The sequence below is a fragment of the Pseudomonas sp. E141 genome (assembly GCF_052659885.1).
In genome coordinates this window covers 475,817-497,207 of record NZ_CP084024.1, presented here as the reverse complement: position 1 = coordinate 497,207, position 21,391 = coordinate 475,817, and the positions used below count along the sequence as shown (strand labels likewise).

Sequence of the window (21,391 nt, the reverse complement as noted above, 5' to 3'; positions counted from 1 at the left end):
GGAGTCACGTGAATGCCAACCATAGATATCAATAGCGACCTGGGCGAAAGCTTTGGCGCCTGGCACATGGGCGACGATGCCGCGATGCTCGATGTCGTGACCAGCGCCAATGTCGCCTGCGGTTTCCACGCCGGCGACCCGGCCGGCATCCTGCGGACACTGAAAGCGGCGGCGGCCAAAAATGTCACCATTGGTGCCCATGTCGCTTACCCGGACAAAGTGGGCTTTGGCCGCCGAAACATGGACGTGGCCAGCGATGAGCTGACGGCCGACGTGATCTACCAGATCGGCGCGCTGCAAGGCCTGGCCAAGGCCGCCGGTACGTCGGTGCGCTACGTAAAACCCCACGGCGCCTTGTACAACACCATTGCTCACGATCGCCGTCAGGCGCTGGCCGTGATCGAAGCCATCCGCGCGATCGACTCCAACCTCATATTGGTTGCCCTGGCCGGCTCAAGCCTGATTGAACTGGCCCGTAACGAGGGTTTGCAGTGTATCGCCGAAGCGTTCGCTGACCGTGCCTATACGCCACAGGGCACCCTCGTCTCTCGCCGCGAACCAGGCGCGGTGCTGCACGATCCCAAGCTCGTCGCCCAACGTATGCTGCGCCTCGTTGAAGACGGCTGCCTCGAAGCGATCGATGGCAGCCTGACCAAAATCCAGGCCGACTCGATCTGTGTCCATGGCGACAGCCCCGCAGCGGTGGAAATGGCCCGCGAGCTGCGCCGGGTATTGGAACAGGCGCACATGTCCTTGCAGCCCTTTGCCGGAGCACGCCCATGAATGCCCTGGATCTCGCCCGCCAGGCGGCGATTGCCGCTGCCCGGGATGCACGCAGCACTTACCGTAACGGCCGGGTCGCCCCCACGGCGGGTATCGCGCCGGGCATGACCCAGGCCAACCTGATCGCCCTGCCGCGCGCCTGGGCGTACGACTTCCTGCTGTATGCCCAGCGCAATCCCAAAGCCTGCCCGATCCTTGACGTCAGCGACGCCGGCAGCCCGAGTACGCTGCTGGCTGAAGGGGCGGACCTGCGCACTGACATCCCGCTGTACCGCATCTGGCGTGATGGAAAGCTGGCCGAGGAAGTCAGCGATGCCACTCAGGCCTGGGCTGAACACGACGACATGGTGGCCTTTTTGATCGGCTGCAGCTTCACCTTTGAAACCGCCCTGCAAGAGGCCGGCATCGAAGTGCGGCATATCACCGATGGTTGCAACGTACCGATGTACCGGACCAACCGTGCCTGCCGCCCGGCCGGACGTCTACAGGGTGAAATGGTGGTATCGATGCGACCGATCCCCGCCGATCGCGTGGCTGAGGCGAGCACTATTTCCGGACGCTATCCCTCAGTCCATGGCGCCCCGGTGCACATCGGCGAACCCGCGCTGCTCGGGATCCAGGACCTGAGTCGACCCGACTTCGGCGACGCCGTGCGCATCGAACCCGGCGAGATCCCGGTGTTCTGGGCCTGCGGCGTCACTCCCCAGGCCGCGGTCATGGCCTCGGGCGTGCCCTTCGCCATCACCCATGCGCCCGGCCATATGTTCATCACCGATGTGCCTGACAGCACCTATCACGTCTAGGAGTTTCCTGTGCGTTTTCTACCGGTCAACCTGGACGCCCTGCTCGTCGAATTGAAAGACCTCGACGAGACACTGGCGTTGTTCGACGCCCTGATGGCCGAGCCGATTGCTGGCGTGGAGGAAATCATTCCTGCCGCACGAACGCTGCTGATCCAATTTCGCCCCAGCGCCATTGCGCAGCAGGCGCTCGTCAATCGTATCGCTAGCCAAGACCTGAGCCAGCGCCGCGCGATCGAGCATCGCCGGGTGGAAATTCCCGTCCATTACAATGGCGAAGACCTCGACGAGGTCGCCACGCTGCTGGGGATCAGCCGCGCCGAGGTGGTCCAACGCCACACCGCCCATGACTACAGCGTGGCCTTCTGCGGATTCGCGCCGGGCTTCGCCTACCTCACCGGCGGTGCGGGTTTCCAGGTTCCTCGCCGACAAACTCCACGTACCCGCATACCCGCGGGTGCGGTTGCCCTGGCGGGGGAATTCAGCGGTGTTTATCCGCAAGCCAGCCCCGGCGGATGGCAGATCATCGGCGTCACGCCTTTGCAGATGTGGGACCTGAACCGCGCTGAATCGGCCTTGCTGCGTCCAGGCTATAAAGTGCGCTTCACCGATGCTGGCCCGCTCCCGGCGGGTGGCCTGCCCGCCCCCACGGTACCGGCAAGTGCCGCCGCGCCCAGCGGCGCCTATCTGGAAATCATCACCCCCGGTTTGCACAGCGTACTGCAGGATATGGGCCGCCCCGGCCAGACCGGCCAAGGCGTATCCCGTTCCGGCGCGCTGGACCTGGGCGCGCTGCGGGCAGCCAACCGCGCGGTCGGCAACCGCTCGGACATGGCCTGTGTGGAATCGGTACTCGGCGGCCTGAGCTTCGTTTGCCATGGCCGTGCCGTGATCGCCGTCACCGGTGCGCAAACCCCGGTCACAATCACCAACGCCAGTGGCCTGCAATGGCAGGCAAGTCACTACCAGCCCATCGAGCTGGACGCGGGTGACCGCGTCAGCCTGGGTTCCCCCCTCGCGGGGCTGCGCACCTACCTGGCGATTCGCGGCGGCTTTGACGTCACTCCGGTGCTGGGCAGCCTGTCCACAGACACCCTGGCCCAGGTCGGCCCCCCGGCGCTCGCCGCCGGCGACCTATTGGGCTTTACGACACTGACAACGGGAACCAGCGTATCGCTGAACGAAGCCCCAGCCTTTGAGCTGCCTACTGCTGCCAACATCGTCACCCTTGACGTGGTCATGGGACCGCGGACCGACTGGTTTACCGAAGACGCCATCCAGCGTCTGAGCAGCCAGCTCTGGCGCGTCACCTCACAGTCCAACCGCGTCGGTATTCGTCTGGCCGGTGAAATACCGCTAGCGCGCAGCAACCACCATGAGTTGCCCAGCGAAGGCACCTCCGTGGGCGCCATTCAGGTCCCGGCCAGCGGCCAACCGGTTCTGTTTCTCGCCGATCACCCGTTGACCGGTGGCTATCCAGTGATCGCCGCAGTCGCCAGCTACCATCTCGACCTGGCTGGCCAGATCCCTATCAATGCGCAGATTCGCTTCAACCCTGTGGACGGCTTCAAAGAGATTCAACCCGTTACACAAGCTTCTTCAACTGCCGATGTGAAAAAAATTCCATGAAAAAATTACTGATTGCCAACCGTGGTGAAATTGCCGTCCGCATCGCCCGCGCCTGCCGCGACTACGGCGTGCAGTCTGTCGCGGTCTATGCCGACGCGGACATCGACGCCCTGCACGTGCGCCAGGCCGACGAAGCCTACTCACTGAATGGCCAGCGCCCGGCCGAAACCTACCTGGATATCGGCAAACTGATTGCCGTGGCCAAACGCAGCGGCGCCGATGCCGTGCACCCCGGCTATGGTTTTCTGTCTGAACGGGCCGACTTCGCCCGGGCGGTGATCGACGCAGGATTGATCTGGATCGGTCCCAACCCGCAGACCATCGACGTGCTCGGCGACAAGGTCGAGGCGCGAAAAATTGCCCAACTGGTCGGGGCGCCTCTGGTAGCCGGTACGCCTGGCCCGGTCGAAAGCGCCGCCGAAGTATTGGCCTTTGCCGAACAGCACGGCCTGCCAATTGCCATCAAGGCTGCCTTTGGCGGCGGTGGACGCGGCATGAAAGTCGCCTGGCGCATGGATGAAGTGGCTGAATTGTTCGCCTCCGCCGTGCGCGAAGCGCAAGCAGCCTTTGGTCGTGGCGAGTGCTATGTCGAGCAGTTCCTCGACCGCCCTCGGCACATCGAAGCGCAGATCCTCGCCGACAAACACGGCAAGGTCGTCGTCATCGGCACGCGTGACTGCTCCTTGCAGCGGCGCAATCAGAAGCTGGTGGAGGAAGCGCCAGCGCCCTTTATCAGCGACGAACAGCGCCAGCGTATTCATCAATCCGCTCAGGATATCTGCGCCAAAGCCGGCTACGTCGGTGCCGGCACGGTGGAGTTCCTGCTCAGCCAGGATGGCACCCTGTCGTTCCTTGAGGTCAATACCCGCTTGCAGGTCGAGCACCCGGTGACCGAAGAGACCACTGGGGTGGATCTGGTGATCGAACAACTGCGGATCGCCGACGGTTTGCCGTTGTCCTTTAGTGAGACGCCGACCCCACGTGGCCATAGCTTCGAATTTCGCATCAATGCGGAAGACCCAGGCAAGGGCTTCCTGCCCACCCCCGGTCAGATCACCGATTTCCTGCCACCGTCTGGCCCGGGTGTGCGCCTGGACAGCGGCGTGATAAGCGGCTCGCGAGTGCCCAGCACCTTCGACTCGATGATGGCCAAACTGATCGTCACCGGCGCCACCCGCGAACAGGCTATTGTCCGCGCCCGACGCGCCTTGGCGGAATTCAACATTGAAGGCATTGCCTCGGTGCTGCCGTTCCACCGGGCCGTGATGGACCATGACGACTTCACCGGTGCCAATAAATTCGCCGTGCACACGCGCTGGATCGAAACCGTTTTCGCCGAACAGATCACGCTCGCCCCACGTACCGCGGTATCGGCCGACCCAGGCATCCTGCGCACGTTTGTCGAGATCGACGGCAAGCGCCACGAACTGGGCCTTCCGGCTGCGCTGCTGCGAGGCGTCAGCCTGAACGCAGCGGGAACCGCCAGCGAAAGCACGGCCCCCTCCGAGGTCACTGATCCGCAGGCGGTACTGACGCCCGTGGCGGGTAATCTGCATACCTGGGTCGTCGAAGACGGCGAGTCGGTGAGCACCGGGCAAGTGATCGCGGTTGTAGAAGCCATGAAAATGGAAACCTCGGTCCTCGCACCTTGTGAAGGCCAGGTGCAGATCGCCAAACAGGCCGGCGACTATTTTGAAGCCGGCTCCGTCATTGGCCGCATCAAAACAGCTCTCTGATTTAAAACTTTTCTTTTCGCAGTCAGTACGCGCAACGGGGTAATAACCCGGTTGCCGCGTGCTGCCCGCAGAAAACTGTAGATGTAACTTTGCAATCAAAATAACGATAAAACCCAACACATAAATCTGCTGTTATCTGGAGCATAAAGAGCATGTCAATCAATAAGACTTTGGCTATTGCGGGTACTTGCGCGTTGATTTTCCCTTTTACGGCATCTGCAGATTTTATTGCCGACAGTAAGGCCAGTGTGGAACTGCGTAACTTCTACTTCAATCGTGACTTTCGCAACGGTCCTCCCACGGCCCAGCGGGACTCGGCAAAAGAATGGGCCCAGGGCGCCATGTTGCGATTCGAGTCAGGTTATACCGCCGGCACCGTGGGCCTGGGCATCGACGCGGTTGGCATGCTCGGCCTCAAGCTTGACGGCGGTGATGGTTCCGGTGGCACGGGCCTGTTGCCGGCTGACCTTAGTTCGAAAAACGGCCGCGGCTCACAGGACGAATATTCCAAACTTGAGTTGACGGCCAAGGCGAAGGTGTCGGAAACCGCTCTAAAGGTTGGCTCACTCGCCTTCCGTACGCCCGTGGTATCGAGCAATGACACACGCCTGTTGCCCTCCACCTTCGAAGGCGCGCTACTGACCTCCAAAGACATTGATCAGTTGGTCCTGCAAGGCGGCAAGCTGGAGCAAATCAAGTTCAACAGTTCCTCGAACTATCAGGACTTCACGGGTAACCGCATCGGCGGTGTCAGTGATGACTTCCGCTTTGCCGGCGGTACTTACAGTTTCAACAAAGCCCTTAGCACAAGTCTGTTCTACGGCAATCTGGAAAATGTCTATCGACAGTTCTTTGGCGGCGTCGTCTATGAAATACCTCTTGCCGCGCAACAGTCGCTGAAGTTCGATCTACGTTATTCGAAAAGTACCGATGACGGTAACTTCCGCCCCCTCGATAACCGCGCCGCGAACGGACTGGTTGCCTACACTCTGGGCGCCAACGTGTTCACCGCCGCCTATCAACGCATGAGCGGTGACGATCCCTTCCCGTACATTGCCAATAGCGACCCATACCTGGTCAACTTCGTCCAGATCAATGACTTTGCCAACACCCAAGAGCGCTCCTGGCAGCTGCGTTATGACTACAACTTCGCCGCGCTGGGCATTCCCGGGCTGACGTTCATGAGTCGTTATGTCCAGGGTGACAACGCGTTGGTCGGGGGCAGTAATACGGGCAAAGAGTGGGAGCGCGATACGGATATCGGTTACGTGGTCCAAAGCGGTTCGCTGAAAAACCTCGGGGTCAAACTCAGAAACGCTACGGTTCGTTCGAACTTCAGCAATGACCTGGATGAAACCCGCCTGATCGTCAGTTACACATTAGCGCTCTAAGAATCACCGCATCCCCCTGTGGGAGCGAGCCTGCTCGCGATGGCGGCTGATCAGCCTGCATGGATGTCGGCTGACAGATCGCTATCGCGAGCAAGCTCGCTCCCACAGGGATCTGTGCTGATAGAATGCCCCGCTTATTCCCGTCCTCCGCAGCTCACGCCATGACCCCAACCGTCTGCCCCCATATCCCAAATGTCGCCATCATCGGCGGCGGCCCTGCCGGCCTGATGGCGGCCGAGGTGTTGAGCCAGGCCGGGATACAGGTCGACCTGTACGACGGCATGCCTTCGGTGGGCAGGAAATTCCTGCTGGCCGGTGTCGGTGGCATGAACATCACCCACTCGGAAGACTTCACGCCGTTCCTGTCCCGCTACGGCGAGCGCGCGCCCAATATCGCCCCGCTGCTGCGGGCATTCGGCGCCAACGAGTTATGCCAATGGATTCACGGATTGGGCATCGAGACCTTTGTCGGCAGTTCCGGGCGGGTATTTCCTACCGACATGAAAGCCGCCCCGCTGCTGCGCGCCTGGCTCAAACGCCTGCGCGATGCCGGCGTGATGATCCATACCCGCCATCGCTGGCTGGGCTGGAACCCCGACGGCAGCTTGCTAGTCGCCGCTGCGGACGGCGAAAAAACACTGCGCCCCACTGCGACATTGCTGGCACTGGGCGGTGGCAGTTGGTCACGCCTGGGCTCCGATGGTGCCTGGATGCTGCCACTGGAACAGCGCGGTGTAGGCCTTGCGCCCTTGCAGCCGAGCAATTGCGGATTCGAAGTGCCGGCCTGGAGCGATCTGATGGTCAGCAAATTCGCCGGTGCCCCGCTGAAAAATATCGCCATCGGCCTGAATGACGATGTACCGCGCCTCGGTGAATGCGTGATCACCGCCACCGGCATCGAAGGCAGCCTGATCTATGCCCTGTCGGCGCCGATTCGCGAAGCCATCAACCAACATGGCAGCGCGACGATCCATCTGGACCTGCTGCCAGGCCGACCTGTGGATAAAATCCAGCAAGCCCTGAGCAAGCCACGCGGTTCACGCTCAATGGCCAAGCACTTGCACAGCCAGTTGGGGATCGACGGGGTCAAGGCCGCGCTGTTACGCGAACTCACGCCCGCCGATTGTTTTAGCGACCCGGCGCGGCTGGCCCAGGCAATCAAGGCCTTGCCCATCACCCTGGTGAAACCCCGCCCGCTGGACGAAGCCATCAGCAGTGCCGGTGGCGTGACCTTCGAAGCCCTGGACGAACGCCTGATGCTCAAGCAGATGCCTGGCGTGTTCTGCGCCGGGGAAATGCTCGACTGGGAAGCACCGACCGGCGGCTATCTGCTCACGGCCTGCTTTGCCAGCGGCCAGGCGGCTGGGCTGGGAATGTTGGAGTGGTTACAGCGCAAGGTTTGAAAACCCAGGCGCGGCTATCGCGAGCAGGCTCGCTCCCACATTTGATTTGTGTACACCGTCAATGTGGGAGCGAGCCTGCTCGCGATGGCGGCCTGTCAAACGCTGCGGGTCATCAAGGCTTACGCTTGCGCGGCCCGGTGTTGAACACCGGCACTTTACGCACTGGCTTGACCGAGGGCTCCACGGGCGAGGCGTCGCCGCTGTCGACCCACTTGCCCAGGTTGCGCTTGCCGCCACCGCCCGAGGCTTTCGGTTTCTTCGGTTTTTTCGGCTTCTTGATGACCTGGCCGCTGGCATCGGTCTCCGGCACCCGGTGTTCTGGCTCGAAGTCCTGTTCCATCTGCCGTGGCAACGTCTGACGGGTCAGAGTTTCGATGGCTGACAGCAGATTCACTTCATCGGCGCAGACCAGGGAAATCGCTTCCCCGGTGGAACCCGCCCGACCAGTACGACCGATACGGTGGATGTAATCCTCAGCGACGATCGGCAAATCGAAATTCACCACCAGCGGCAAGTCTTCGATATCCAGTCCGCGAGCGGCGACGTCGGTGGCCACCAGGATCTGGATTTCACTGGCCTTGAAACGGTCCAGCGCGCGCTGGCGGGTGGCCTGGGGTTTATCGCCGTGGATGCCGTCGGCATTGACACTCATGCCCTGGAGTTTTTCCACCAGCGCATCGACACCGTTGCGGGTCTTGGCAAATACCAGCACCTGTTTCCACTTGTTCTTGCGCATCAGGTGCACAAACAACTCTGGCTTGCGCTTCTTGTCCACCGTCACCACCCATTGCTTGACGGTGTTGGCGGCCACGTTGCGCGGGCTCACTTCGATGCTCAACGGGTCGTTGAGCATTTGCCCGGCCAGCAAGCGGATCGCGTCGGAGAAGGTTGCCGAGAACAGCAGCGTCTGGCGCTTCTTCGGCAGCGCTTTATAGATATTCGCCAGCTCCTCGGAGAAGCCCAGGTCGAGCATGCGGTCGGCTTCGTCCAGCACCAGGGTCTGCAGCTGATTGAACTTCAGCGCGTTCTGGCGGAACAGGTCGAGCAAGCGTCCCGGCGTGGCGACCAGCAGATCAACCCCTTTGCGCAGCTTCATCATCTGCGGGTTGATGCTGACACCGCCGTACACCGCATAGGTGCTCAACGGCAGGTTTTGCGCGTATTGGCGCACGCTTTCGTGGACCTGCTCGGCCAGTTCACGGGTCGGCACCAGAATCAGCGCCCGTACTGAGTTGGCGCTGACCTTCGGCCCCTCGGTGGTCAGCAACTGCAACAGCGGCACGGCGAAACCGGCAGTCTTGCCGGTGCCGGTCTGGGCCGCGGCCATCAGGTCGCGACCGGCCAACACCGCCGGCATGGCTTGGGCCTGCACCGGGGTTGGGGTCTGGTAGCCGAGCGTCTCAAGGGCGCGCAGCAAGGGTTCGATCAGGCCAAGGGTGGCGAAAGTCATGGAAGTACCGTAGGAAAATCAGCGCAAGGTGTGCAATGCGCGGCAGTTTACCCTAAATCAGGATTCGGCCGGCGCAGGCTTGGGTTTGCGCCACTGGGGCAATCCAATCAACACCACGGCACTGATGATCACCAACATCGCCAGGGCCTCTTCGATCCCGATGGTTTCACCGGCGAACACAATGCCCAGCAACACCGCCACCGCCGGGTTGACGTAGGCATAGCTGGTGGCCGCCGCCGGACGTACGTGCTTGAGCAGGTACATGTAGGCGTTGAAGGCAATGATCGAACCGAAGCAGGTCAGGTAAGCCAGTGCGATCCAACCTTCCAGCGGCGGCATGCTGTCCAGGTGTTCGCCGCTGGCCACGCTGCCGACCAATAGCACCACACCGCCCACCAGCATTTCCACGGCACTGGCCATCGCCCCCGCAGGCAGCGGCAAATGTTTGCTCAGCACCGAACCGAAGGCCCAGGACGCCGCCGCGAACAGCAGCAAGGTCGCGCCCAATGGGCTCGATTGCAGGTTGGAACCGAGGTTGAGCATGGCAATGCCGATCAACCCCAGCACAATCCCCGCCCACTCCAGACGGGTATTACGGGCGCCCCAGAAATATCCGCAGAGCAAGGTAAACAACGGCACCGTCGCCACGGCCAGCGCCGCCACCCCGGACGCCACACCCGTGTGTTCAGCGACACTGACCGCGCCATTGCCGAAACTGAGCAACAACACGCCGATGACAGCCCCCGCCTTCCACTGCGCCCAAGTCGGGGCCGGCGCCCCGCGCCAGCGCAGGAAACCGTACATCAGCGAGCCGGCGATCACGAAGCGAATCCCGGCCAGCAGCAGCGGCGGCCAATGCTCCACACCGATGCGAATCACCAGGTAGGTCGACCCCCAGATGACGTACAAGGCAAAAAATGCAGCGATCAATGGCAAGGGGAAACGGCGTGGGCCAGGCATGGTCAGCTCGAAGTCAGGACAATGAAAGACGCTATTCTAGAAAGGCGACAGGCGGAAAATAAGTTACAAAACCTGTTTATCCGAACCGTACACTTTTAAAAACACGGAGATCAGCGTTATAAACCGTACTTTCGAAAGTCAGCCCCTTGGAAGCCCGAACCGTGGATAAATACGACCGCATGCTGCTCAGCGCCCTGTTGGAAAACGGTCGTGCGTCCTATGCCGAACTGGCCCGCAAAGTGAACCTGTCGGCCCCGGCCGTGGCCGAGCGGGTCAGCAAGCTGGAAACCAGCGGCGTGATCACCGGCTACCAGGCGAAAGTCGACATGGCGAAAATCGGCTTGCCGGTGCAGTGCGTCATCGAACTGCGCATGAACCAGCACGGCAACCAGAAGACTTACGATGAACTGTGCAGGATCCCGCAACTGACCGAATGCCATCGGGTGACGGGCGACCCGTGCGTGATCATGCAGGCGGCGGTCGGCTCGATGCCAGAACTGGAAGAGCTGATCAACCGCATCGCCAAGTTTGGCTTCAGCAAGACCTCGATCGTGTTGTCCAGCGCGATTGAAAAGCGGGTGCCGTTGGGGCAGTTGGAAGGTAACGGGAAGTAACACTGATCGAAACTGTGGTGTGTTTAGAACCCGCGATGCCGCTTGAGGTGCTCGTTGATCTTCGCCGCCGGCACTTTCTGCAAACTGCACAGCAAATCGTGGGACAACTCCCGCAGCCCGTGCTGTTGCCGCAGCTGCGTCGCCAGGTGCGCGGTGAGGTTGGCGGCCATTTCGGCGTCGGCCATGGCCCGGTGAGCCTGGCCCGTGTGGGGCAGGCCGGCGAAGGTGTTGAGCGTGCCGAGCTTGTGGTTCGGCGCCGTCGGCATCAGGCGCCGGGCCAGCAGCAGTGAACAGGCAAAATTCTGCAAGCGGGTACGTTTGATCCGGCCCAGCTCGAAATCCCAGAACTTCTGGTCGAATGCGGCGTTGTGGGCCAGCAGCGGCGTGATGCCGACGAACTCGCTGACCTCGTTCATCACCTTTTCCGCCGGCGGGGCGCTGCGCAGCATGGCGTTGCTGATGCCGGTCAGTTGCTCGATGAACGCAGGCACGCGCACACCGGCGTTCATCAGGCTCTGATAGCGATCCACAATCCGGCCCTGTTCGAGAATCACCACGGCGATTTCGGTGGCCCGGCAACTGCTGCTCGGCGTGATGCCGGTGGTTTCAAAGTCGATGACTGCGATGCGTTCCAAACCTGTCTGAACTCCGTAAAAATCAATTCTTGAGCAGCAACGCGCCTTCGATCGGCACGTAGCGGCTGGCGGCGCGAATCAGCGAGTTGGCCGTCAGCCCCGGTACGCCATAAGCCACCGCCTGGACCCCGTGTTTGCTGATGATGCGTTCGAGCAGCATGTCGAAATCGCCATCACCGGAGGCCAACACCACTTCGTCAACGTGATCAGCGGCGTCCATGATGTCCAGGGTGATGCCCACGTCCCAGTCACCCTTGGCCGAGCCGTCGCTGCGCTGGATGTAAGGCTTGAGCTTCACGACAAACCCCAGGTTGCGCAGGATTTGCTGGAATTGCTGCTGCTTGCTGTCGCCGCGATCGATCGCATACGCGTAGGCCTCGACGATCTGCCCCTGCTTGCTGACATCGGCCCACAAGGCCGCGTAGTTGAAATGGCAACCATAAGCCTGGCGCACGGTGTAGTAGAGGTTCTGGACATCGGCGAACACTGCGATTTTTTTCACCGCGTTTCCTCTTGAATGCACAAGCCGGCAGAGCGGGCCCGAAAAGTTGCCCAGTATGCCAGCCCAGAGGAATGTTCCGCGAATAATCGGTCCGAGGCACCTGGGCGCCCCGGACGAATGGCAGGTCAGACAAAGGAGTCGTCATCGCCGAAGAAGGATGAATCGTCGCTGTAGTCGGCGTCGGCGAAACCGCCCTGGTCGTTGCCATAGGCATCGTTACCAGCGACGTTTGAGTCATTGCCCCAGCCGCCGTCACTGCTTGCCGTGTCGTTGACCGGTTGGGCCGGCTCTGGCTCGATGACCTCGACGACTTCCTGAGGCTGCTGGGCACCGTGGAACAGACTGCTGATGCCCTGGGCCAGCATCACGCCCCCGGCCACGCCAGCCGCGGTTTTCAGCGCGCCGCTCATGAAGCTGCCGGCCCCTGGAGCCTGCTGTTGCGCGGCGCCGTAGTTAGCGGGCGGCGCGGCGTAGTTCTGCTGGGGTGGCGCATTGAAGCCAGGCCGCGCCGGTTCGCGCCAGCCGCCACCGCTGGCGGGCGAAGCGCCTGGAGCGGACGTTGGCCGTGGGTCGCGCGAGCTGCCACCGAAAATACTCGAGAGAAAACCACCACCGCTGGGCGCTGGAGGCTGTTGCCGGGCCTGTTGCAGGTCCGCTTGCAACTGCTCGATCTGCTGGGTCAGTTGCCTGTTCTGCTCGTCAAGGCTTTTGAGCGCCGTCTCTTGCACCAGAATCGCCTGGGTCATGAAATAGCCCGCCGCGGGCTGGCGGGTCATATGTTCCTTGATCCGCGCCTCGGCCTGGACATCGCGCGGGACTGCATCCTTTTCGGCCTGTTGCAGCCGTGAAAACAGTCCATCGATCAGGGTTTGTTCTTCGCTGTTCATGGCGACCTCATCAGATTGCCGGGTAGAAAAACCATGCCGGCCCTACAGGACCGGTGCCAGCCAGTAATGGGGCTGGGCACAGAGGTTTCAATGGTCTTTACCTGATGTTTACGTTTGCTTGTGCAGGCGCCTGATCGGTTAAAGTGTCGGACCGCTTTTTGACCTGCGATACCGACTCATGAATCCGTTTGACGTGCTGCGCGACTCTTTGTATTTCTTCAAACGCCATCTTGGCCGGATCGCCCAGCTGTGCCTGCCGCTGGTGATCCTCGAGGCCGTGCTGCAACAAGGCGTGGACAGCGCCGTGGGCCCCGAAGGTTTTTCCGGCTACAGCCTGATCGTCGGGCTGCTGATATACCCGCTCTACACCGCCGCGCTGATTCTGTTTCTCGACGCCCGCAGTCGCGGTGAATCGCCCCGTCCCCGTGACCTTCTCGCGACGGCCCTGACCCTGTGGCCACGCTTTGCCCTGCTGACCGCACTCAATACGTTGCTGATTCTGGTGGGCATTTCGTTGTACTTCCTGCCGGGCCTTTGGCTGATGGTGGTCCTGGCCTTTGGCGAATACCTGCTGGTGCTGCGCGGCCTGACTCCGCTGGCAGCAATGAAGGAAAGCCTGCGCCTGAGCCGCGGCAGTTTCTGGCGCATCCTGTTGTGCATTCTTTGCGTGATGGTCCCGCTCTGGCTGCTCAAGGGCGCCAGCCTGTCGGTGTACCCGCCGCCCCAGAACCCGTTGATCACCTTGCTGATCGACAGCGTTCACAGTTTCCTGCAGCTGTTCACCACCGTGGTGCTGTTCCGGATGTTCATGCTGGTCGCGGAAAAACCTGACAGCCGTTGACGACTGCTGCGCAGGTTACGGGCTTGGGCTCGGCAACTGCTCTCGGTTATGCTCGGGATCACTTTTGCGTATTGCACATTTAAGTCGAGCCATGACCCGTCTATTGCGCTACACCTTGCTGGGCCTGTTGTTGATTCTCGGCCTGGCCGCCCTGTCGATCTATAGCCTGACCTGGCGCCCACAATCCCGGGAAGCACTGCCGGTCAGTTGCCCCGCCAACACCGCAACGCTCGTGCCTGGCCAGGCCTTGAAGGTGATGACCTGGAACGTCCAGTTCCTGGCCGGCAAGCGCTACGTGTTCTGGCACGACCTGGCCCAGGGTGACGATGAAAGCCCGACCCTCGAAGACATGGCCTTCAGCCTCGACGAAGTGGCAAGGGTCATTCGCGACGAGCAACCGGACGTCGTGTTGCTCCAGGAACTGGACGACGGCGCCAAGGCCAGCGACTACCAGAACCAGCTCAAGTTGTTGCAGGAACGATTGACCGACCTGTATCCGTGCAGCACCAGCGCCTTTGACTGGAAAGCCGATTTCATCCCCGACCCGCATATCTTCGGCAGCGTCGGCCGGCAGTTGGCGACGTTGAGCCGTTACCGCATCGATCAAGCGGAACGGGTGCAGTTGCCGGTGGCCGGGGCCAATTTCATCAGCCGTCAGTTCCAGCCGAAAAACGCTTTGTTGGTCAGTCACCTGCCGCTGAGCAGTGGTGGCCACCTGGTCGTGCTCAACACCCACCTGGAACGGGCCACGCAGCCGGATGAAACCCTGCCGAACCAGGTCAAGGCCGTGAGCAAGGTACTGGACAAACTTGAATCGCGAGGCAAACCCTGGCTGATCGGTGGCGACTTCAATCTGCTACCCCTGGGCCAATACCGGCGCCTGCCAGCCGCGCAGCGCACGCCCTACTCCGCCGACAGCCCTCTGCACCTGCTGTGGGACAAATACCCGATGATCCCCACCAACAACGAAGCCAGCGGCATCGATCGCAGCCACTGGCTGACCCACTACCCGAACGACCCCGGCCTCAACGGCCCTGACCGCACTGTCGACTACCTGTTCTACAGCCCTCGGATCAAGCGGGTCGAGGCTCGGGTGCGGCAGGACGATACCTTGCGTATCTCCGATCATTTGCCGGTGATTGCCCGATTCCTGTTGCCGGCCACGCCGTGACGCCAAGCCACATTCGCCGTCAGACGAGTGTGGCGCTGGTCCGAGTAACCCACGCTTGATCAGGGTCGAGTACCTGTCTCGGCTTCCTGAACCGTCCAGGGTTTGACTTGTTCGCTCAGCGTCAGTCCCAAACCGGGGCGAGTGGGCACCAGCATCCGACCGTCACGGGTTTCCAGACGCTCGTTGAACAGCGGCTCAAGCCATTCGAAATGCTCGACCCAGGGCTCGGTCGGATAAGCGGCTGCCAGGTGAACGTGCAGTTCCATGGCGAAATGGGGAGCCAGCATCAGGCCCGCCTGCTCGGCCATTGATGCGACCTTCAGGTAAGGGGTGATGCCGCCTACGCGTGGCGCGTCGGGCATCAGGAAATCAGCGCCGCGCTGCTTGATGAACTCGGCATGTTCAGCAACGCTGGTGAGCATTTCACCCGTGGCAATCGGTGTATCGAACTGCTGCGCCAACGCGGCATGGCCTTCAGCGTCATAGCAGTCCAGCGGCTCTTCAATCCAGATCAGGTTGTACGCTTCAAACTGCCGACACATGCGCTGGGCCGTCGGGCGATCCCATTGCTGGTTGGCATCCACCATCAACGGGAAGTTGTCACCCAAGTGCTTGCGCACCGCACTGACCCGTTCAATGTCGATGGCGCAATCCGGTTGCCCAACCTTCAACTTGATGCCGCCAATTCCCTTTTCTCGCGAGAGGTCAGTGTTCTTCATCAACTGATCAAGCGGGGTGTGAAGGAAGCCACCGGAAGTGTTGTAGCAACGCACCGAGTCACGTTGAGCACCGAGCAAGCGCGCCAGCGACAGGTTGGCGCGCTTGGCCTTCAGATCCCACAACGCCACGTCGAACGCCCCGATGGCCTGGGTCGACATACCGCTGCGGCCCACCGACGCGCCAGCCCAGCACAGCTTGGTCCAGAGTTTGGCAATGTCACTGGGGTTTTCCCCGATCAGCGCTGGGGCGATTTCCTTGGCATGAGCGAATTGTCCCGGCCCACCGGCACGCTTGGAGTAACTGAAACCCAGGCCCTGATGCCCATCGACGGTCTCGATTTCGGCAAACAGGATGGCGATTTCAGTCATCGGTTTTTGCCGTCCGGTAAGGACCTTGGCATCACTGATGGGATTGGCCAGCGGCAGGATGACCGAAGCGACACGAACCCAGGCGATTCGGTCGTCATCGGAGGACTTGAGCGATTGTTGTACGAGCATGGGGCTCTCCTTGGACAGGCTCTGAAGGCGACGATGATTGCGCAATCATCACGAGACATAAAAAAGACCTTCGTCGATGCTTCAGAAGGTCTCTTGTCTCGATACTACACTGATTGCGCAATCATTCAATCCCGTAAATCCCCGGAAAATCCACTGCCAGGCTCAGGTACTGGCGCGGTCGATGAACGTGAAGCCGGTGTCAATTCGCACGGGTTTGAGATGGGCGCCGGGATTGTCGAATCGTTCAAGCAGTGCTTCAGCCACTTGCAGGCCAATCCTGCCGCCGTCGACGCTGACGGTCGACAGCGCCGGGTAAACCTGCGCCGCGCTGCTGAGATCCCCGAAGCCCATGACGGCCAGCTCAGCGGGCACCTTCAAGCCAAGGCTGGCGGCTTGCGCCAACACACCTTGAGCCACGGTATCGGAGCTGCACACCACGATGTCGGGGCGTACCGGCAGATCCAGCAGCCGCCGCAGCCCCTCGCGCCCCACCTCCAGCGTGGCGGGGGGCGCCAGGACTTCCATGGGCACCTCTTCAATGCCCTGGCGCTGCAGCTCGGCGATAAGACTGTTGCAGCGACGCAGGCCACGCGGGTCGCTGATGGTCACCACGGAAAAGCGCTGGTAACCCTTTTCAAGCAAATGTCGCGCGGTCTCTTGCCCGACTTTTTCATGGGAGAAGCCAACCAGCATGTCCAAAGGGTCTTCACTCAGATCCCAGGCCTCGACCACGGGAATTCCCGCCTGGGCGAGTCGCAAGCGACTTGATTCGGTATGGAGCGTACCGGTCAATACGATGCCGTCCGGACGACGACCGAGTACGGCTTCAAGCAGTTTCTCTTCCTGCTCCGCGCTGTAGCCGGTCAGACCGAGCAGGGTTTGATAGCCCGCTTGGGTCAGGCGGTCCATCAGCGATTGCACGGTGTCTGCAAAAATGGAGTTAGCGATGGTTGGAAGGAAAATCGCCACCAGACGACTTTTGTTGCTCGCCAGGCTACCCGCCAGCATGTTCGGCACATAGCCCGATTGGCGCACCGCTTCGCGGACCTTCTCCCGCGTGTTCTCGCTCACCAGTTCCGGGCGATGCAAAGCCCTGGAAACGGTCATTGGCGAGACGCCTGCAATCTTTGCCACATCGATCAACGTCAGGCTCGAACCCCTGGTGGCCAAGGTCATCGGTGCCTGGGAGGTGGGCGCTGCTGGTTTCTTTGCCATGAACTGTTCCGAATCTGAAGCCAAGTAACCGGGACTGCGTATAAAGCAGTTGATGGGTCGGTGAATCTACCATTTGCGCCGCCATGCTGGCGGGCCAAACCGGCGGTTTATCACTTGCGGGGTTTGATCCGGGCCGTGGCTTCGGCCACCAGCGGATCGTCCGGCCAGTAATGCTTGGGATAACGTCCCTTGAGGTCTTTCTTTACTTCGGCATAGGTGCTGCGCCAGAAATTCGCCAGATCCTGGGTCACCTGCACCGGTCGCCGCGCCGGTGACAACAGGTGCAGTTTGACGACCTGTCGGCCGCCGGCAATGCGTGGGGTGTCGGCCAGGCCGAACAGTTCCTGCAAGCGTACCGCGAGAATCGGCGGGTGCTCGCTGTAGTCCAGGCGAATCGACGAGCCCGAGGGCACGCTCAGATGATGGGGTGCCCATTCATCCAGCCGCTGCGGCAAGGGCCAGGGCAGCAGGTTGTGGACAATACTCGACAGGTCCAGGTTGGCGAAATGGCTGAGGCGTGACACGCGTCCCAGGTACGGCATCAACCATTGCTCAAGCGTGTTCAGTAGCGCCCCGTCGCTGACATCTGGCCAATCACTCTCGCCCTTGGCCTCCAGGTCGAGCCGGCGCAACAGTGCCACCCGCGCCTGCCATTGCCGCAGCTCCGGCGTCCAGGGCAGCAACTCCAGACCCTTGCGCCGTACCAGGTTCACCAGCGCCTGGCTGCGCGCCGACTCATCCAGCCCGGTCAGTGGCTCACGGCTGAGCACCAGTTCGCCGACCTTGCGCTGGCGCTCGGCCCGCAGCACGCCTTCACGCTCGTCCCAATCCAGTTGATCCACCGTACGCACCTGTTCGGCCAACACCGAATCAAACAGCGCCGGCTCGAAATCCGTCGCCAGGTAGATTCGCTCTTCCCGCTGCCCCTGTCGGCTGCCCAGGTCGGCGATCACCAGCCACGGCTGTTTCATCAGGCTGTCCGCTTCGGCAAACAACGCTGCACGGCCGTTGGCCAGGCGATACTCCGCCCCGCCGGGCCGCCGCTGTTGAGCGACGCGATCCGGGTAGGCCAACGCCAGTAAAGCGCCCAGCCAGCGCGGATGTTCGGGGTCGGCGACGGCGTCTTCGGCTTTGCCCCGCAGGTAACCGCGATATTGCCGGGCCAGTTGCCGCGCCCGCTGTACCCCGCCCTGGGCGCCACGGGCCGCCCGCTCTTCACCGGACAGCAACGCCAGGCGCGTGTGCAGGTCCGCCCCGGCGCCACGCAGAATGTCTCGCTCACCCAACAGCGCCGCGACGTTGCACGCCATGTCCGCCAGCCCCAGCGACTGCCCGCGCAGCAACAAATGCGCGATGCGCGGGTGAGCCGGCAGTTCGGCCATGGCTTGGCCATGACGGGTCAGTTGCTCGCCGTCCAGCGCGCCCAGGCGTTGCAGCAGCTCCTGCGCCTGGGCATAAGCGGCGGTGGGCGGGATGTCGAGCCAGACCAATTGCTGCGGCGTCACGCCCCAACGCCCCAATTGCAGAGCCAGCCCGGCCAGGTCCGCCGAAAGAATCTCTGCGCTGCCATAAGCGGCCAGTTGTTCGTGCTGGTCTTCGGACCACAACCGATAGCACACCCCCGGCTCCAGACGCCCGGCCCGCCCGGCCCGCTGAGTGGCGCTGGCCCGGGAAATCCGCTGGGTGTCGAGGCGGGTCATGCCGCTGCCCGGATCGAAACGTGGCACTCGCGCCAATCCGGCATCGATCACCACCCGCACGCCATTGATGGTCAGGCTGGTTTCGGCGATGTTGGTGGCCAGCACCACTTTGCGCTGGCCGGGCGGCGCCGGGTCGATGGCCGCGCGTTGGGCGGCGAGGTCCAGCTCGCCATGCAATGGACAGAGCAGCACATTACCGCCTTCACCCAAGGCATCGGCCAGTTGCTGATGAACCCGGCGGATCTCCGCTTGCCCAGGCAAGAACACCAGCACGCTGCCGGTTTCATCGTGCAGCGCTTCGAGCACGGTCTGCACCAGGCGCGGCTCGATGAACTCGCCGGGCTGGAACGGCCGGCCCCAGCGCACCGTCACCGGGAACATGCGCCCTTCACTGCGCAGGATCGGCGCGTCGTCCAACAACCCGGCCAGACGCTCGCCTTCCAGCGTCGCGGACATCAGCAGGATTTTCAGCGGCTGGTCGTCGCGAAACAGCTCGCGGCCATTGAGACTCAAGGCCAGGGCCAGGTCGGCGTCGAGACTGCGTTCGTGGAACTCATCAAAAATCAGCAGCCCCACGCCCTCCAGCGCCGGGTCGTCCTGCAAGCGGCGGGTGAGGATGCCTTCGGTGACCACTTCAATGCGGGTCTTGGGGCCCACCTTGCTGTCGAGACGAATTCGGTAGCCGACGGTTTCACCGACCTTTTCCCCCAGCTCGCTGGCCAGTCGCTCGGCCGCCGCCCGTGCCGCCAGGCGCCGGGGCTCAAGCATCAGAATCGTCTGCCCGGCCAGCCAGGACTCATTCAACAGGGCCAAGGGGACGCGGGTGGTTTTACCAGCGCCGGGCGGCGCTTCGAGCACGGCTTCGTGACGCGACGCCAAGGCTTGACGCAGGGCAGGTAAAACTTCATCAATCGGCAAAGAAATCATGCTGGCTCCAAAACAGAGGGCCGAGTATAACGGCGAACTGTTTAGCGTGGTCTGGACTCCAACCAGCAACGCCTTTACCTGCTCAGGAGATTGCTATGCGTATTCCCTTTCGCGTGATCGGCGGCGTTCTGGTCGCCTCCCTGCTGACCCAGATCAGCGCCTGCGGCTCGATCTTCTACCCCGACCGTCGCGGCCAGATCGACGGCAAGATCGACCCGGCGATTGCCGCGCTGGACGCCGTCGGCCTGCTGTTCTATATCATCCCCGGCCTGATCGCGTTCGCCGTGGACTTCGCCACCGGGGCGATTTATTTCGAGCCCGGCAGAAGCGTCCAGATCGAGCCAGAAAAACTCAAGCCGGCGATCAACGCCGACGGCAGCGTCAACAACCAAAAGCTGCAAGCGATTTTGGAGAGCGAACTGGGCCGCAGTTTCCCCCTGGACGACCCACGTTTGATCCAAAGCAAGGGCAACGCCCAGCAACTGGCCGCCCTCGGGCTTAAACCGGCCGCGTGATGGGCGCTATTGAAGGAACGACCGCGCCATGACCACCAGCACCGAACATGCCCGTCTGCTGCGTCTGGCCACCCGTGCTTCGGTGGCCGTGGCGCTTATTCTGGTCATTGCCAAGGCACTGGCCTGGTGGCTGAGCGGCTCGGTGAGCATGCTCGCCGGCCTGACCGACTCGGCGCTGGACGGCGTCACGTCGCTGCTCAACCTGCTGGCGGTGCATTACGCATTGCGCCCCGCCGACGAGGACCATCGTTACGGCCACGGCAAAGCCGAGTCCCTGGCCGGCATGGCCCAGGCATTGTTCATCGGCGGCAGTGCCGTGTTGATTGCGCTACAGGCGTTTGAGCGTCTGAAAAACCCGGTCCCGGTGGAAGCGGCCTGGCTCAGTGTCGGCGTGATCGTATTCTCCCTGGGGCTGACCCTGGCCTTGTTGGCGCTGCAACATCGGGTCGTCCGCGCCACCGGCTCCAACGCCGTGCGCGCTGACTCGCTGCACTATCGCTCGGATCTGTTGCTCAACGGCAGCATCCTGGTCGCCCTGGTGCTGGCCGGGTTGGGCTGGCATCAACTGGATGCCTGGTTCGGCCTGGGCATCGCCGTCTACATCCTGTGGAGCGCGATCCAGATCGCCCGGGAAAGCTTCGCGGTATTGATGGATGAGGAACTGCCGCCCGACGTCAGCCAGCGCATGCTGGAACTGGCCTGCGCGGTGCCCGGGGTACTGGGTGCCCACGATCTGCGCACGCGGATCTCAGGTAACCATTGGTTCGTGCAACTGCATCTGGAACTGCCGGGAGAACTGACCCTGTCAGTAGCCCACGGCATCAGCGACCAGGCCGCCGATGCCATACACCGCGCCTATCCGAAGGCGGAAGTGTTGGTGCATGCCGATCCGTCGGAAGTGGTGAAGCGCACCAGCGCCTGACGCCGAACACAGAACCCCGTGGCGAGGGAGCTTGCTCCCGCTGGCCTGCGCAGCAGGCCCAAGATTTTACGGTCGCTGCGCAACCGAGCGGGA

General features: G+C 62.1%; 19 protein-coding genes. 11 read left to right on the top strand and 8 right to left on the bottom strand.

Going from position 1 to position 21,391, the window contains the following annotated elements:
• Positions 1-12: 12 nt before the first annotated feature.
• From GKKCFE_RS02100 to GKKCFE_RS02075, 6 genes are all read left to right on the top strand, one after another.
• On the top strand, positions 13-783 hold the full coding sequence (locus GKKCFE_RS02100) for a LamB/YcsF family protein (protein ID WP_076386426.1): 771 nt from the start codon (positions 13-15) through the stop codon (positions 781-783).
• On the top strand, positions 780-1,586 hold the full coding sequence (locus GKKCFE_RS02095) for a putative hydro-lyase (protein WP_445577439.1): 807 nt from the start codon (positions 780-782) through the stop codon (positions 1,584-1,586). Before GKKCFE_RS02100 ends, GKKCFE_RS02095 begins: the two co-directional genes overlap by 4 nt.
• A 9-nt stretch (positions 1,587-1,595) precedes the next feature.
• Positions 1,596-3,212, top strand: a complete 1,617-nt coding sequence (locus GKKCFE_RS02090; protein WP_445577438.1) for a 5-oxoprolinase subunit B/C family protein — start codon at positions 1,596-1,598, stop codon at positions 3,210-3,212.
• Positions 3,209-4,948, top strand: a complete 1,740-nt coding sequence (locus tag GKKCFE_RS02085) for an acetyl/propionyl/methylcrotonyl-CoA carboxylase subunit alpha (RefSeq protein WP_445577437.1) — start codon at positions 3,209-3,211, stop codon at positions 4,946-4,948. Before GKKCFE_RS02090 ends, GKKCFE_RS02085 begins: the two co-directional genes overlap by 4 nt.
• Positions 4,949-5,100: 152 nt before the next feature.
• Positions 5,101-6,339: an OprD family porin gene (locus tag GKKCFE_RS02080; RefSeq protein WP_076386434.1), complete on the top strand. Its 1,239-nt coding sequence runs from the start codon at positions 5,101-5,103 to the stop codon at positions 6,337-6,339.
• Between the two features lie 161 nt (positions 6,340-6,500).
• Positions 6,501-7,742: a TIGR03862 family flavoprotein gene (locus GKKCFE_RS02075; RefSeq protein WP_445577436.1), complete on the top strand. Its 1,242-nt coding sequence runs from the start codon at positions 6,501-6,503 to the stop codon at positions 7,740-7,742.
• Positions 7,743-7,854: 112 nt separating this feature from the next.
• Here the strand turns inward: GKKCFE_RS02075 and GKKCFE_RS02070 are convergent, their stop codons facing one another.
• Complete coding sequence (locus GKKCFE_RS02070) at positions 7,855-9,192, bottom strand: DEAD/DEAH box helicase (RefSeq protein WP_047229546.1); 1,338 nt, start codon at positions 9,190-9,192, stop codon at positions 7,855-7,857.
• Positions 9,193-9,249: 57 nt separating this feature from the next.
• Positions 9,250-10,152: a drug/metabolite exporter YedA gene (gene yedA, locus GKKCFE_RS02065; RefSeq protein ID WP_047229545.1), complete on the bottom strand. Its 903-nt coding sequence runs from the start codon at positions 10,150-10,152 to the stop codon at positions 9,250-9,252.
• A gap of 161 nt (positions 10,153-10,313) precedes the next feature.
• Between yedA and GKKCFE_RS02060 the strand changes: the two genes are divergently transcribed.
• Positions 10,314-10,766, top strand: a complete 453-nt coding sequence (locus GKKCFE_RS02060; protein ID WP_047229544.1) for an Lrp/AsnC family transcriptional regulator — start codon at positions 10,314-10,316, stop codon at positions 10,764-10,766.
• Between the two features lie 23 nt (positions 10,767-10,789).
• Here GKKCFE_RS02060 and GKKCFE_RS02055 read toward each other — a convergent pair whose 3' ends face one another.
• The 3 genes from GKKCFE_RS02055 to GKKCFE_RS02045 form a co-directional block, all read right to left on the bottom strand.
• Positions 10,790-11,401: a 3'-5' exonuclease gene (locus tag GKKCFE_RS02055; RefSeq protein WP_445577435.1), complete on the bottom strand. Its 612-nt coding sequence runs from the start codon at positions 11,399-11,401 to the stop codon at positions 10,790-10,792.
• A 22-nt stretch (positions 11,402-11,423) separates the two neighbouring features.
• Positions 11,424-11,903 carry a LabA-like NYN domain-containing protein gene (locus tag GKKCFE_RS02050; RefSeq protein WP_003185707.1) on the bottom strand — a complete coding sequence of 160 codons (480 nt, stop codon included), beginning with the start codon at positions 11,901-11,903 and terminating at the stop codon, positions 11,424-11,426.
• A 125-nt stretch (positions 11,904-12,028) separates the two neighbouring features.
• Positions 12,029-12,790: a DUF2076 domain-containing protein gene (locus GKKCFE_RS02045; protein WP_445577434.1), complete on the bottom strand. Its 762-nt coding sequence runs from the start codon at positions 12,788-12,790 to the stop codon at positions 12,029-12,031.
• A gap of 178 nt (positions 12,791-12,968) precedes the next feature.
• On the opposite strand from GKKCFE_RS02045, the gene GKKCFE_RS02040 reads away from it, so the two are divergent.
• Together GKKCFE_RS02040 and GKKCFE_RS02035 are read left to right on the top strand one after the other, a co-directional pair.
• A complete protein-coding gene (locus GKKCFE_RS02040; protein ID WP_076386444.1) occupies positions 12,969-13,631 on the top strand; it encodes a hypothetical protein in 663 nt (220 codons plus the stop codon).
• A 91-nt stretch (positions 13,632-13,722) separates the two neighbouring features.
• Entirely contained in the window at positions 13,723-14,802 is a 1,080-nt protein-coding gene (locus tag GKKCFE_RS02035) for an endonuclease/exonuclease/phosphatase family protein (protein ID WP_047229540.1), read from the top strand.
• Positions 14,803-14,861: 59 nt separating this feature from the next.
• Here GKKCFE_RS02035 and GKKCFE_RS02030 read toward each other — a convergent pair whose 3' ends face one another.
• The 3 genes from GKKCFE_RS02030 to hrpB form a co-directional block, all read right to left on the bottom strand.
• Positions 14,862-16,019: an L-talarate/galactarate dehydratase gene (locus GKKCFE_RS02030; RefSeq protein ID WP_173407412.1), complete on the bottom strand. Its 1,158-nt coding sequence runs from the start codon at positions 16,017-16,019 to the stop codon at positions 14,862-14,864.
• Positions 16,020-16,181: 162 nt separating this feature from the next.
• Positions 16,182-17,234, bottom strand: a complete 1,053-nt coding sequence (locus GKKCFE_RS02025; protein WP_047229538.1) for a LacI family DNA-binding transcriptional regulator — start codon at positions 17,232-17,234, stop codon at positions 16,182-16,184.
• Positions 17,235-17,344: 110 nt separating this feature from the next.
• Positions 17,345-19,861 (bottom strand): ATP-dependent helicase HrpB, encoded by a 2,517-nt coding sequence (hrpB, locus tag GKKCFE_RS02020; protein WP_445577433.1) that lies wholly within the window; start codon positions 19,859-19,861, stop codon positions 17,345-17,347.
• A gap of 95 nt (positions 19,862-19,956) precedes the next feature.
• On the opposite strand from hrpB, the gene GKKCFE_RS02015 reads away from it, so the two are divergent.
• Together GKKCFE_RS02015 and GKKCFE_RS02010 are read left to right on the top strand one after the other, a co-directional pair.
• Positions 19,957-20,376 (top strand): hypothetical protein, encoded by a 420-nt coding sequence (locus GKKCFE_RS02015; RefSeq protein WP_047229536.1) that lies wholly within the window; start codon positions 19,957-19,959, stop codon positions 20,374-20,376.
• 28 nt (positions 20,377-20,404) lie between these two features.
• The gene (locus GKKCFE_RS02010; protein WP_047229535.1) at positions 20,405-21,298 is read left to right on the top strand and encodes a cation diffusion facilitator family transporter; all 894 of its coding nucleotides are present in this window, start codon (positions 20,405-20,407) and stop codon (positions 21,296-21,298) included.
• The last annotated feature ends 93 nt before the right edge of the window (positions 21,299-21,391 follow it).